At 74.7% G+C, this 12,740-nt stretch carries 8 protein-coding genes; 4 read left to right on the top strand and 4 right to left on the bottom strand.

The features are described from left to right. Positions 1-125: 125 nt before the first annotated feature. The gene (locus tag ABT070_RS45305; protein WP_351769126.1) at positions 126-2,741 is read left to right on the top strand and encodes an FAD-dependent monooxygenase; all 2,616 of its coding nucleotides are present in this window, start codon (positions 126-128) and stop codon (positions 2,739-2,741) included. On the opposite strand, the gene ABT070_RS45310 is transcribed toward ABT070_RS45305, so the two are convergent. Beyond that, positions 2,734-3,402 carry a ScbR family autoregulator-binding transcription factor gene (locus ABT070_RS45310; RefSeq protein ID WP_351769128.1) on the bottom strand — a complete coding sequence of 223 codons (669 nt, stop codon included), beginning with the start codon at positions 3,400-3,402 and terminating at the stop codon, positions 2,734-2,736. The two genes, ABT070_RS45305 and ABT070_RS45310, sit on opposite strands and share 8 nt — an antisense overlap. A gap of 415 nt (positions 3,403-3,817) precedes the next feature. Between ABT070_RS45310 and ABT070_RS45315 the strand changes: the two genes are divergently transcribed. After that, entirely contained in the window at positions 3,818-4,795 is a 978-nt protein-coding gene (locus tag ABT070_RS45315) for an NAD(P)H-binding protein (protein ID WP_451103122.1), read from the top strand. 966 nt (positions 4,796-5,761) lie between these two features. Here the strand turns inward: ABT070_RS45315 and ABT070_RS45320 are convergent. Continuing rightward, on the bottom strand, positions 5,762-6,763 hold the full coding sequence (locus ABT070_RS45320) for a ScbA/BarX family gamma-butyrolactone biosynthesis protein (protein WP_351769132.1): 1,002 nt from the start codon (positions 6,761-6,763) through the stop codon (positions 5,762-5,764). Between the two features lie 516 nt (positions 6,764-7,279). Here ABT070_RS45320 and ABT070_RS45325 point away from each other — a divergent pair. Then, positions 7,280-7,750, top strand: a complete 471-nt coding sequence (locus ABT070_RS45325; RefSeq protein ID WP_351769134.1) for a carboxymuconolactone decarboxylase family protein — start codon at positions 7,280-7,282, stop codon at positions 7,748-7,750. A 669-nt stretch (positions 7,751-8,419) separates the two neighbouring features. Here the strand turns inward: ABT070_RS45325 and ABT070_RS45330 are convergent. Next, the gene (locus tag ABT070_RS45330) at positions 8,420-8,545 is read right to left on the bottom strand and encodes a hypothetical protein (RefSeq protein WP_351769135.1); all 126 of its coding nucleotides are present in this window, start codon (positions 8,543-8,545) and stop codon (positions 8,420-8,422) included. A gap of 238 nt (positions 8,546-8,783) precedes the next feature. Continuing rightward, a complete protein-coding gene (locus tag ABT070_RS45335) occupies positions 8,784-10,262 on the bottom strand; it encodes an FAD-dependent monooxygenase (protein WP_351769137.1) in 1,479 nt (492 codons plus the stop codon). Positions 10,263-11,692: 1,430 nt separating this feature from the next. Between ABT070_RS45335 and ABT070_RS45340 the strand changes: the two genes are divergently transcribed. Then, the gene (locus ABT070_RS45340) at positions 11,693-12,520 is read left to right on the top strand and encodes an AfsR/SARP family transcriptional regulator (RefSeq protein ID WP_351769139.1); all 828 of its coding nucleotides are present in this window, start codon (positions 11,693-11,695) and stop codon (positions 12,518-12,520) included. The last annotated feature ends 220 nt before the right edge of the window (positions 12,521-12,740 follow it).

The following is a 12,740-nucleotide window of genomic DNA, read 5'->3' on the forward strand; positions in this document are numbered from 1 at the left end:
GGGTGGGGTGGTGGTGGGTGGTGTTGTTTTGCTTTCGGGTGGGGGGTGGGTCGGTGATACTGGCGCGTGGCGTGGGCGGGGGTTGGGCGTATATGGGTGAGGGGGGCGGGGTTGTGGTGGGGGTTGTGGGGGCTGAGGTGGTGGTGGTGGGTGGGGGGCCGGTGGGGTTGTTGCTGGCGTGTGAGTTGGCGGGGTTCGGGGTGGATACGGTGGTGGTGGAGGCGTTGGAGGGGGTGAGTGGGCAGCCGAAGGCGACGACGTTGCATGCGCGGACGGTGCAGTGTCTGGCCCGGCGTGGTTATCTGCCTGTTCTGGCGGGCATCGGCACCGGCTCCGGCGTGTCCACCGGCTCCGGCTCCGGCGTGTCCCCGGGTATCGGCTCCGGTGTGTCCTCGGGTGTGGGTGGGGGCTCCGGTGTGTCCCCGGGTGCGGACGTGGGCGTGGACACGGTTGTTGCGGGCACCGGCACCGGCACCGGCACCGGCGTGTCCCCGGGCACGGGCGAGGGCATCGGCACCGGTGTGTCCTCGAGTGTGGGTGCGGGCGCGCCCACGGGTATCGGCACCGGCATCGGTGTGTCCATCGGCACCGGCGAGGGTCTGGGCACCGGCGTGTCCACGGGTACGGGTGTGGGCGCGGGGGAGGTCACGGGTGCGGACGCGGGCGTGGCCACGGGCGCGGGTGTGGGTGTCGACGTGGGTGTGTCCACTGGTGGGGGTGTGGGTGCGTCTACGGATGGGGGCACGGGTGGGGGTGCGGGCGTGGCCCAGGGCGCGGGTGCGGCTCCGGGTGGGGGTGGGGGTGTTTTTCATTTTGGGGGGATTCCTGGTCTGGTGATCGGGGTGCCGGTGGGGGAGCCGGGGGCGGTGTGGAAGGTGGCGCAGGGGGATCTGGAGCGGGTGTTGGAGGAGCGGGCGAGGGCGGTGGGTGTGCGGGTGTGGCGGGGGTTGCGGGTGTGTGGGGTGTGGCAGGGGCCGGCGGGGGTGCGGGTCAGTGCGCAGGGGGCTGGGGGGGTGGTGAGGTTTGATGCCGGTTATGTGGTGGGTGCGGATGGTGCGCGCAGTGTGGTGCGTGAGGTGGGGGGGTTTGTGTCGCGGACGTATCCGGCGACGGTGTCGGCGATGGCGGGTGATGTGCGGCTGGGGCGGGGGGAGGGGCTGCGTGCGGGCTGGCATCGCACCGGGCGGGGCTGGATCCTGGCCAGGGATGCCGGGGCGGGGGTGACGCGGTTGCGGACGCTGAACTGTTCGGGTCCGCATCCGGACCGGCATGCGCCGCTGGGTCTTGGGGAGTTGAGGCGGGAGGTGTCCTTCATCGCGGGACGGGACATCGCGATGGATACGCCGCGCTGGCTGAGCCGGTTCAGTGATTTCTCGCGGCTGGTGTCTTCCTACCGCGTGGGGCGGATCCTGCTGGCGGGGGATGCGGCGCATGTGCATTTCCCGATCGGGGGGCAGGGGCTGAGTGCGGGTCTGCTGGATGCGCTGGGTCTGGGGTGGAAGCTGGCGTTCACGGTGCGGGGCACGGCGGGCGAGGGCCTGCTGGATTCCTATGGTGCGGAGCGCCGGCCTGCCGCGGAGCGGGTCATCGCTCATACGCGGGCGCAGCTGGCGCTGATGCGGCCCGATCCCGGGCTCGATCCGCTGCGTGAGCTGTTCGGTGAGCTGATGGCCGCTGGTGGTGCGGAGGGCGGGGTCCTGGCGTCCATGGTCAGCGGGCAGGACACGGTGCTGCCCGCGCGGGGTGCGGGTTCTTCGCCGTGGGAGGGGCGTTTTGTGCCCGACGCGGTGCTGAGCACGGCGCAGGGCCGCACGCAGGTGAGTGCGCTGCTGGGCGGGGGCCGGCCGCTGCTGCTGCTCTTCGGTGAGGGGGCCGGCCGTTATGCGCGCCAGGCGCGGCCGTGGGCGCGGCTGGTGCGGGTGGTGCGGGCGGACCCGGTGCCCGGAATCGACTGCGAGGCGCTGCTGGTGCGCCCCGACGGGTATGCGGGCTGGGCGGCGGGGGGCGGCGCGCTGGCCTGTGCCCTGCGGGCGTACTGCGGCCCCGGCACCCCGCCGGCCGGCCCGCCGCCCGGCGGCACCACGCCCGGCACCGCCGCGTCAGAGAACACCGGGCCAGAGGACACTGCATCCGGCTGCGCCACGTCCGGTGACGAGGTGTCAGGGAACATCGTGTCGGAGAACGCCGTGTCAGAGGGCGCTGTACCCGGTGTCGTCGTGTCAGGGGACGCCACGTCCGAGGACATTGCATCCGGCTGCGCCACGCTCGGTGACGAGGTGTCAGGGAACGCCGTGTCAGAGGGCGCTGTACCCGGTGTCGTCGCGTCAGGGGACAGCACGTCCGAGGGCACTGCATCGGGCTGCACCGAGCCCGGTGGCGTGGTGTCAGGGGACACTGCGCCCGGTGGTACTGCGGCCGGTGACGGGGTGTCGGAGGGCGCCGAGCCGACAGCCGCTGTACCTGGCGGCACTGCTTCAGGCGGCACTGCGCCCGGGGAGGTGGTGTCGGAGGCCACCGGGCCGGAGGGCGCGGCGCCTGGCGGCACTGTGTCCGGTGAGGGGGTGTCCGGGGAGGCGGTGTCTGGCGGCGCTGCGCTTGGTGCCGTCGGGTCGGGGGATTGCGTGCGCGGGGAGGCGGTGGCCGGGGGGACGGTGTCGGGCGGGGTGGTGGTCTGCAGGCGGGCGGTGGACGGGGTGGTCTGCGGGTGTGCGGGGGATGGGGCGGAGGGTGGGGTCAGCTGACGGGCGCCGGGTGCTGCGGGGTGCGCAGGCCTTCGAGTTCGGCGTCGACGAAGGCTCCTCTGCCTTCGGTGATGTCCACCGCGGCGAGTACCGAGGGCACCACGACGCTGGGCAGTACGTGGCGCAGCAGGGCGGTGACCCGGTGGGGGAGGTCCTGGTAGTTGGACATGGCCTGGGACATGGCCTGTACGCCGGCGAAGGCGCCCACCAGGACGTCGGCGGTCTCGGCGGGCACGATGTGGGGCATCAGCTCGCCCTGGGCCTGGGCTTGCTGCAGCAGGGCGATTCCGACGTCGCTCCAGCGCAGGAAGGGGCCGCTGCGGTCCAGTCCCTGGGCCTGCTGGTCGAGCGCGAGACGGACGCCGGCCCGTACCAGGGGGTCGGTGCGCAGGCGGTAGGCGTGCAGGACGACCGTGTCGACCAGCTGCTGGACCTTGCAGGCGCGCAGCGGGATGGGCAGGTCGTGGTCCTGCTCGTGGATCACCCCTTCGGCCAGGTCTTCCTTGGAGGGGAAGTGGAAGTACAGGGCGCCTTTGGTGACCCCGGCGGTGATGAGGATCTCGCTGATCGTCGCGGCCTGGTAGCCGCGCTCCTCGAAGACCTTGGCCGCCGCCGTCAGGATCGTCTGCCGGGTGCGGATCGCCCGGTCCTGCTTCACCAATTGTCGGCCTCCTTCTCGTGGATGAGCCCGGAGACCCAATAAAAAAACCGTCCAGTTCGTACATTACAGGGGGTTCTGTTTCGAACAGCACCCCCGGATGTGCTGGATTCAATGAACCGCGCAGAGATCGCGGCGGGAGCGGGGAGGACCGGGCGTGCGGGACGACGGGGCCGCGGACACGGCAGGCGCGGCGGGCGCCGAAGGCGCCGAGGGTACGGCGGGCACGGCGGGCGCTGCGAGTACGGCGGGCACGGCGGGTGCAGCGGGTGCAGAGGGTACGGCGGACACGGCAGATGCGGCAGGCGCTGCGGGCACGGCGGGCGCTGCGGGTACGGCGGGCGTAACGGGGGCTGCAGGCAGGGGAGTTGTTGCGGGGGCGGGCGCTGCGGCTGGGGCCGGCGGGTTCGGGGGTGGGGTGATTTTGGTGACGGGTGTCACCGGGACGGTGGGAGGGGAGGTGGTGCGCCGGCTTCCGGCCGGTGTGCGCCTGCGGGTGATGGCCCGGGATCCTGCGAAGGTCACGGATGTGCCGCGGGGGGCCGAGATCGTCGCCGGTGATTACGGGGATCCGCGTTCGCTGGCCCGGGCTCTGGCGGGGGTGCACACCGCGTTCCTGGTGACCGCGCGTCCGGGCGCCGGTGACGACGCGGCGTTCACGGTCGCCGCGCGGCAGGCCGGTGTGCGGCGGGTGGTGAAGCTCTCCGCGGCCGCGGTCCTGGATCCGGGGGCCGACGATGTCGTCACCCGCTGGCAGCGTGCGGGCGAGGAGCAGCTGCGCGGCTGCGGCCTGCAGTGGACGCTGCTGCGTCCGCGCGCGTTCATGTCCAATGCCCTGGCGTGGGCGGCTTCCGTGCGGGCCGAGGGCACGGTGCGTGCTCTGTATCCGGCCTCGCCCAATGCCTGTGTGGATCCCCGCGATGTCGCGGAGGTCGCTGTGCGGGTGCTGACCGAGGAGGGTCATGACGGGCGCGCCTACACCCTGACCGGGCCGCAGGCGCTCACCGCGGCCGGGCAGTGCGAGCAGCTCGGCCGCCTCCTCGGGGTCTCCCTGCGTCTGGTGGAGCTGAGTCCGGCCCAGGCCCGCGCCGCCTGGGCCGAACGCTATCCGCAGCCGGTCGCCGAGGCGCTCCTGCACAGTGCCGAGCGGCAGCGGGCGGGTGCCAAGGCCCAGGTGGACGACACGGTCCGTGCGGTGACGGGCCGTCTGCCACGCACCTTCGCCCAGTGGGCGGAAGATCACCTCGCGGCTTTCGCCCCGGCCGCCGGACAGCAGCCCGAGGTGTCCGACGCGGGCCGCCTCGCCCACCCGGGCCGGCCGGTACGGCCGGGCAGCACCGGCAGCACCGGCAGCACCGGCAGCATGGGCCGCCCCGGCCGCTCCGGCACGGCGTGACGCGGCCCCGGCCCCGGACCCGGCTGCGAAGGCCGTGTCCGGCATGCCGGACAGCCGTCCGCGGGGGCGGCGTCGCCGGCCGGGACAGCGTCCGCCGGAGCACGGCCTGTTGGCGCGCCGGGCGCGGGTTCAGGGCCTCTCGGGGTGCTGCCCGCCCGGACACCGTCTTGTGCGGCACCGCCCGCCGGGACGCCGTCGCGCGAGGCGCTGCCCGCAGGCGCCCGGCGGCCCCGGCACCGTCTCGCCGGGCGCCGTCTGCCGGAACACCGTCTACCGGAGTGCTGCTGTCCGAACGGCCGTCCGCCGGGGCGTCGTCTGCCGCGACATCACGCGCCGGAGCGCTGCCCGCCGCGACACCGCCCCCCGGGGGGCACGGCCTGTTGGAGCGCGGTCTGCCGGACCACCCCGCGTCGGATCACCCCGTGCCGGGGCGCTGTCCACCGGAGTGCTGCCGTCGGGATGGCAGTCCGCCTGAGGGCTGTCCGCTGGGTGCCGTCTGCCGCGACACCGCGCCCCGGGGCGCTGCCTGCCGGATCACCCCGCGCCGGGGCACTGTCCACCCGCGTGCTGCCGTCGGGACGGCAGTCCGCCTGACGGCCGTCCGTCGAGGGGTCGTCTGCCGCGACATCACGTGCCGGAGCGCTGCCCGCCGCGACACCGCCCTTCCGGGCGCTGCCTGCTGGAGTGCGGTCTGCCGGATCATCCCGCGCCGGATCATCCCGTGCCGGGGCGCCGTCCACCGGAGTGCTGCCGTCGGGACGGGCGTCTGCCCGGCGGCCGTCCGCCGGGGTGCCGTCTGCTACGACACCCCGTGCCGGAGTGCTGCTCGCTGAACCGCCGTCCGCCTAATCGCCGTCCGCCGGTGTGTTGTCTGCTGGTGTGTCTGTCGGGGCGTTGTTTCGGGGGTGTGGTCTGGCGGGGTGTTGTGCCCGGGGGTGGGTTGTTCGGGGTGTCGGGGGGTGGGGGTTATTCGGTGTGCGGTGCCATGGTGACGGTGGAGCGGAATACCGGGGTGCCGTCCTGCTGGGCGGTCACCAGGACGCTCTCCTCGCTTTCGGGGCGCGGTGGTGCGGTGCGGTGTGCCTCGACGGTGCAGGGGGTGTCCAGTTCGACGTAGCGCAGGAACTCGCTGGTGATGCCGAGGGGCAGGCAGGCTCGGCCCAGTGTGGCGGCGGTGGCCTGGCGGGCGGCTTCGAGCAGCACCATGCCGGGCACGTGGTCGACCGGGTGGTCGAAGAGCACGGGGTGGCGGGTGTCCACGCGCAGCTGCCAGCTGCCGGGCCGGCCGGCGGGGGACAGGACGACGTCCACCGGTGACATCCGCCCGACGCTCTGCGGGGGTTCGGGAGCGGTCAGGGCCAGGACCCGGGGCCGTCCGCCCTGCGGCAGGCGGGCGTCGCGCAGCCGCCGGTAGACGGCCGGCGCGACACAGGTGAAGGAGCCGCCCCCGGTCGCGGCGAGGTGGCCGTCCCGGTAGATCTCCACCGTGATGCGGCAGCCGGTCAGGGCGCCGCCGCGGCGCCGTCTCACCTGTGAGCACGTCACGTCGACGTCCAGCGAGGCCGGTGTGAGAGCGACCCGTACGTGGCCGGGCCGCACCTGCACGTCCAGGTCCTCCACCAGGAGGTGGTGGCCCAGCGGCACACCGAACTCGGCGTGTGCCAGCAGGATCCCGGTCTGGCGGATCGTCTCGGCGGCGATCAGCGGGTCGTGGCAGCCGTCCACGGCGGCGAAGAAGCTGTGCCCGCGGGGCCACTGGGCGGCGACGGTGAAGCGGGACTCGTCCACCCGCGCCCAGTCGGTGAGCAGGACCTCGGCGACGCTGGCACGGTGCACGAACTCCTTGGGCACGGTGGTGGTCAGGGACGGCGGGAGGGCGTCACCGGCCCCCACGGGCGCGGCCGCGCCCGCCTGTGTGTGTGCTGCGCCGGATATCGCGCGGTGTATGCGGAACGCGCTCGCAGACATAGCTCCCCCTGAGCCGCCTCGGCCTTGAATTCCGAGGGGCAGCCCCCTCGGAAAAACGAAGATACATACCAGCCGGTTTACTTTCCACCGGGAAGGCGCAGCTCCGCTCGCACGATAAATGGAGTGATGTATTCCCGGATTTTCAAGTGATCATCTGCCGAACCGCGAGGGCCCGAGAGCTGCGGGTCTTGCGGGCCGTGTTCTCCTTGGCCCGCGGCCCGCCGGCCGGGGAGCGCGGTGCGGGCCGGACGTCCCGTGCCGTAACTCGAGCGATCCCACAGCAGTTCTTGAGCGGCGGGGCGGGCCGGGAGAGGGCGGGAGAAAGAAAAAGGGAAGATCCCTGGAACACCGCCCGGCCCTGAACTCCCCGTCCGCGGCGCGTGCTGCGGCATCCGCCCGCCCGGGTGAGGCATTTCGTCCCGGGCGGTCACAACGGGGGCCGTGATCCGTCAGGGAGGTGAGGACACATGAGGACACACCGAAGAGCGGATCACGCTCCGCCTCGAGGAGGAAACCGTGGGATCACGCATACCCAACCCCGTCACCCTCGTCCCCGAACTGGCAGAGGTGGCGGGCGCGTTGCGCAAGGCCGGCGCGAACGGCTCGGTGCCGCAGACCACGATCGGCCTGATCCACCTGCGCACCGGCCAGCTCCTCGGCAACACCTATGCGGCGCTGCGCAACGCGGCCGCGCTGCGTGAGGCGGGGGAGTCGCAGGAGCGGATCGCGGCCGTGGCCACCTGGTGGGACGCCCCGTACTTCACCGACGCCGAGCGGGCCGCGCTGGAACTGGCGGAGGCGGTCCTCCAGCCGAGCAGCTGGGGCGAGCGGGTCTCCGACGAGCTGTACACGGAAGTCGCCCGGCACTACGACGACATGGCGATCGCCACGCTGGCCCTCGTCATCGGACAGGCCGGTTTCTGGGGGGCGTTCGCCCTCATCGGCAAACCGGTACCGGGCGTGGGACCGGCCGAGCAGTGGACCTGAACCCCGCCCGCCCATCAGCCCCTCCCGCACCCGTCGGCCCGCCCATCCGCGCACCTGCCGGCCCGCGCGCCCGCCGGTCCGCCGCCGGCCGGCCGGGCCCCTGCACCCCGGGCGGCCCGCCGCCCGCGGCCCCGGGTGCAGGGGCCCGGCGCGCACCCGGGACCGCGCCGTGTGCGCGGGGGCGAGGGGTGAGGGGTGAGGGGGGCGAGTGCTAGCGCCGGGCAGGGCGGCCGGACGCGGCGGGGCCGGGCCGGGCCGCAGCTCCGTCCACCGTGCCTTGGGGCGGCCCGGAGCCCGTGACGTGTGCCGGCCCGGGCTCCGCTGCACCGGGCCGGCACACGGCGCGCACTCCGCCCACTCCGCCCGCCCGGGCCACTCCGCCCCCGGGCCACCCCGCCCCCGGGCCACTTCGCCCGCCCGGGCGGGTGTGCGGGTGGGTGAGAGCTCGCGCTGCCGGGGTGGCCGGTACCTGTCGCCCCGGGTGCGCGGCGCGCGCTTTGCCCGCGCCGTGTGCCCGGGGCGACGGGACGCGGCGGGGCCCGGACGGCGGCCCGTCCACCTCGCGCCCCGGGGCGCGGCACGGCACCTGCCCGCCCCGGCCCGCGCCGGGGCGGCCGGACACGGCGGGGCCGCCCCGGGGCGGGCTGTTCCCCCGCCCCGGTTGTCCTGTCAGGTGGGCTCCGCAGCCTGGGCCTGGGTGTAGGCCTGGGTGTGGGTGTGGGTGTGGGTGTGGGTGTGGGTGTGGGTGTGGCCGGGGGCCGGGGCGGGGTGTCGACGGGTGCGGCCGGGGGTCACGGCCGTACCCGGGGTCGCTGGCGGGGCGGGTGTTCCCGGCGGCCGGGCGGGTGGGTCCTGCCGCTGCCGGGGGTGCGCCCGGGGGGTGCGGGTGGGGTGGTGGTCGGTGCGCTGTGCGGTGGGTCGTGCGCGCCGTGCCGGGCGCGGTGGGCGGCGCGCCGCCGCGGGCGGGAGCGGTGGCCCCCGCCGTCCCCACCGCACCGCCGCCGCGGGCGGGGGCGGTGGGGGCGGGGGCGGTTCATACGGGGTGGGGGGAGCCGAACCAGCGGTGCAGGGACTCGGTGAGGGCGGCCGGGTCGTCGCCCGCCCAGGCGATGTAGCCGTCGGGGCGCACCAGCAGCGCCGCGGCCCCGCCGAAGTCCTCGGGGGACGCGGGGGCGCCGGTGACGGGGGTGACGCGGTCCTTCCAGCCGGCCGCGGCCGCCCGCAGGGCGGGGGTGTCGTTCAGGTCGAGCAGGATGCCCAGCGCCGGGTGCAGCAGTTCGGGGGTGCGTACCGGCCCGCCCTCGGTGGCGAGCGGGCGCGGCGGCAGCCGGCGGCCGGCGAGCGGATGGGCGCCGGTGCCCGGGTCGTAGCGGATGTCGAGGTGGCTGACCGCGCCCGCCAGGTGCCGCCGGACCTCCTCGACGCCGAGCAGTTCGGCGTACAGGTCGCGCAGTGCCTGGGACTCCTCGCCGCCGAACAGGGCCATCCCCTGGGCGCGGGTGTTCGACAGCAGCCGGGCGCCCACCGGGTGGCGTTCGCCGTGGTAGGTGTCCAGCAGGTCCGCGGGCGCCGTGCCGCGGACGGCGGCGGCGAGTTTCCAGCCCAGGTTGACCGCGTCCTGCACGCCGGTGCTCATGCCCTGGCCGCCGGCCGGCAGGTGGATGTGCGCGGCGTCCCCGGCGAGCAGGACGCGGCCCTGCCGGTAGCGGGCGGCCTGGCGGGTGGCGTCGGTGAAGGAACTGACCCACAGGGCCTGGCCGCCGGAGATGTCCTCGCCGGTGACCCGCTGCCAGATCGCGGCGACCTCGTCGAAGCCGGGCGTCTCGCTGTGGCCGGCCAGGGTGGTGTCGTACGCGGACAGGATGATGCGGGCCACTCCGCCGGGCATGGGGAAGACCTGCACCAGGCCGGCCGGCAGCCGTTCGCCGAGCGGGCGCAGGCGCACCCCGGAGCCGGCCACGTCGGCGAGGTACATGAGCTGGGAGCCCGAGGTGCCGGGGAAGTCGATTCCCGCGGCCTTGCGCACCGGGCTGTGCGAGCCGTCCGCGCCCACCAGGAACAGGCCGCGCAGCCGCTGTTGCCGGCCGGCGGGGGTGGCCACGGTGACGGTGACGCCGTCCTCGTCCTGCTCCAGGGCGAGGAACTCGTGGCCGCGGCGGATGTCGGCGCCCAGTTCGCCCGCCCACTGCTCCAGCACCGCCTCGGTCTGGGACTGCGGGATGCCGCGGGCCCCGAAGTTCGCGTCCTCCAGGACGGTGTAGTCGAAGGGGACCCCGCCGAAGTGGCCCATCGCGCTGGTCTCCAGGCCGCCGAAACGCGGGACGAGACCGCGCTGGTCGAACGACTCCAGGGCGCGGGTGGTGAAGCCGAGAGCACGCGACTGGCCGGTGGGCCGCTCCAGGGCCTCGGCGACGATGACGCTCGCCCCGCCCAGGCGCAGTTCCCCGGCCAGCATCAGACCGGTGGGACCGCCCCCGACGACGATGACGTCCGCATCAAGCTTGCTGTCCATGTGAGTCCTCTCCTCGTGCGCGTCGGCACGGCGTTGTCACGTTCGCGTGGATCGGTGCCGGGTGTCGTCCTCAGGGGTCGCGAAGGGGCCGGCGGCCTCGCACCGTGCGCGCGGACCACGGACCGCCCCCGGGGGCGGCAGACGCGGTCGCCCGGCCTGCGTCGGCGAGGCCGGAACGGGGCGGGCGGGAGAGAAAGCCGTCAGCGCCGTCCGCGCCGTTCGCGCCGTCTGCGCTGTCTGCGGTCCCGCCGCACCCTGCCTCATGATCCGCCTCCGGCCTCAAAGCGGACTCAGGTCTTCCTGGAGCACACCCCACGACCCCACCCACGACCCCACCCACGACCCCGGCCTCCCACCCACGTCCCGGGGCCCCGCCCGGGGGTCCCCGCCCCTGGGGTCCCCTGGGGGGGGGACGAGCGGCCCAACTCCCGCTCACTGGAAGGGCATCCGCAGCCCGTCCGCTGGCCCGGTCCGCGAACTCCCGGCCTCCCGCCCCGGCCGGCGCCCGCGCCCTCTGCCCCCTCGGCCCGGCGCCTGCGCCCCTGCCCTCTGCCCGGCGCCCGAACTCCACTCCCTTTGCCCGGCGCCCGCACCCTCCGGCCCGGCGCCCGAACTCCGCCCTCCGGCCCGGCGCCCGAACTCCGCCCTCCGGCCCGGCGCCCGAACTCCGCCCTCCGGCCCGGCGCCCGAACTCCGCCCCCCGGCCCGGTGGTCGGACTCCCGGGGTCTCCCGCCCCCGAGGTGTCCCGCCCCCGGGGTTTCCGGCTCCCGGGGTCTCCTGCCCCCGGGGTTTCCGGCTCCCGGGGTCTCCCGCCCCCGGGGTCTGCCGGTCCCGGAGCCCTCCGCTTGACGGCCGTGCTTCCGGGGGCTTCCGTCCCCGCCATCTGCCCGCGCCCTCCCCGGGTTTCGGTTCCCGGCTTCCGTTTGCCGCCGCCGCGGCCTGCCCCGCACCCGCCGCCCCCGCCGTGTTGCGGGGCGGCGGCCCTGCCGCCTGCGCGCACAAGCAGACCGATAGGTATATTTCGCCGGGACGAGGGGGCATGCCGTGGCCGGATCCGGGCGACGGCGCAGGGAACGCCGTCGCTCTCCCGCGGGCCTCCCGCAGGAGAGTTGCGCATATTTCCAGCCGCACCGATCCGGACTTCCGGTGGCTCCTTGTTTTCGCTGCTCTGTGCGCCACATAAGTGGAACTCCAGCCTCACCCTGGGGTTTCTCCTGGCCGGGAAGGGGTGGGGTGAACGCCAGTTTGATATGCGGCTGGCCGGTTCCCGCCGCTGGGGCGGGGCGATGCCCGTCCTGTATTGACAAACCGACTGTGCTGTTTTTTTATCGGGGGTGTTCGATTGACAAGCAGAGCACCGGGCCCCTCGGCGGCGCTGATCGTGCCGCCCGGGAGTTGCGGTCTGTGGCCTGGACTCATGGGGGAGTTTGTGGACATCGAAGTGCTGGGTGCGTTGTCGGTCCGGGAGAACGGGGTGTCGGTCGTGCCGACCGCCCCGAAACCCCGGCAGGTTCTGGCTTTGCTGGCGCTGAACGCCGGCCAGGTCGTGCCCGTGTCGGCGCTGGTGGAAGAGCTGTGGGGGGTGGTGCCGCCGCGCAGCGCCCGCACCACGCTCCAGACGTACGTGCTCCAGCTGCGCGAGCTGATCGGCAGCGCGCTGGCACGCGGCGGCGACGAGCGGTGCACGGCCAAGGACGTCCTGGCCACCGTCCCCGGCGGATACCGGCTGGTGGTGCGGTCCGGAACCGTGGACTTCCGCGAGTTCGAACGGCGCGCCGGCGCGGGATACCGGGCGATGGACGCCGAGGACTACACGGGCGGGGCACGGCTGCTGGCCGACGCCCTGTCGCTGTGGCGCGGCCCCGCCCTGGCCGACGTACAGGCGGGCACGCGCATCGAGATGGAAGGACGCCGCCTGGAAGAGGCACGGCTGTGCGCCCTGGACCAGCGGATCGAGGCCGACCTGCGGCTGGGTCGCCACCGCGAACTGCTGCCGGAACTCACGGTGATGGTCAACCAGTACCGCATGCACGAGAGCGTGCACGGCCAGTTCATGCTGGCACTGCACCGCTCGGGACGGCGCAGCGAGGCACTCGACGTCTACCAGCGGCTGCGCGCGACACTGGTGTCGGAACTGGGCCTGGAACCCTCCGCGGCACTCAGCCGCCTGCAGCGCTCGATCCTGATGGCACGCGCCGAGACACCGCCCGCGGGCCCGGACACCGCGGAACGCCGGCTGGTCGCCCGTACCCCCTGACCCGCCGCCCCCGCCTCGCCCTCGCCCCGCCCCGGCCGCATCCCGCACCGGGCCGGCAGGCCGCACGCCCCCGCCGCGCGCAGCCCGGCCGCTGCCCGTCCCGCGGGCGACGGGCCGGTCCGCACTCAGGTGGTGTAGAGGTCGTAGGTGGGGGTGTGGTGGGGGTCGGCGATGATGTCGAGGCGGGGGTCGACGGTGAGGATGGCCTGGTGCATGCGTT

Source organism: Streptomyces sp. NPDC002884, from assembly GCF_040295245.1.
Taxonomy (GTDB): Bacteria; Actinomycetota; Actinomycetes; order Streptomycetales; family Streptomycetaceae; genus Streptomyces.

Bases quoted from the DNA above. Each gene is read 5' to 3' on its own strand.
- ABT070_RS45320 (WP_351769132.1), bottom strand. From the start codon at position 6,763: ATGTCTGCGAGCGCGTTCCGCATACACCGCGCGATATCCGGCGCAGCA.
- ABT070_RS45335 (WP_351769137.1), bottom strand. From the start codon at position 10,262: ATGGACAGCAAGCTTGATGCGGACGTCATCGTCGTCGGGGGCGGTCCC.